Source organism: Klebsiella sp. JN_Kp126 (assembly GCF_033843325.1).
Classification (GTDB): Bacteria; Pseudomonadota; Gammaproteobacteria; order Enterobacterales; family Enterobacteriaceae; genus Klebsiella; species Klebsiella michiganensis.
Genome location: NZ_JAWXQV010000036.1, coordinates 1 through 582, shown reverse-complemented (window position 1 = coordinate 582; position 582 = coordinate 1). Strand labels below are relative to the sequence as shown.

The 582-nt window shown below is 54.6% G+C and carries 1 pseudogene; it reads left to right on the top strand.

Going from position 1 to position 582, the window contains the following annotated elements:
- Positions 1-68: 68 nt before the first annotated feature.
- A pseudogene (locus tag SIK97_RS01010) lies at positions 69-582 on the top strand (IS5-like element ISKpn26 family transposase); the annotation flags it as partial.

The window sequence follows — 582 nt, the reverse complement described above, 5'->3', positions numbered from 1 at the left end:
GGAAGGTGCGAACAAGTTCCTGATATGAGATCATCATATTCATCCGGAGCGCATCCCAGAGGGACATCATGAGCCATCAACTCACCTTCGCCGATAGTGAATTCAGCACTAAGCGCCGTCAGACCCGAAAAGAGATTTTCCTCTCCCGCATGGAGCAGATTCTGCCATGGCAGAATATGACCGCTGTCATCGAGCCGTTTTATCCCAAGGCGGGCAATGGCCGACGGCCCTATCCGCTGGAGACCATGCTGCGTATTCACTGCATGCAGCATTGGTACAACCTGAGCGACGGTGCCATGGAAGATGCCCTGTACGAAATCGCCTCCATGCGCCTGTTTGCCCGATTATCCCTGGATAGCGCCCTGCCGGATCGCACCACCATCATGAATTTCCGCCACCTGCTCGAGCAGCATCAACTGGCCCGTCAATTGTTCAAGACCATCAATCGCTGGCTGGCCGAAGCAGGCGTCATGATGACCCAAGGCACTTTGGTGGATGCCACCATCATTGAGGCACCCAGCTCTACCAAGAACAAAGAGCAGCAACGCGATCCGGAGATGCATCAGACCAAGAAAGGCAATC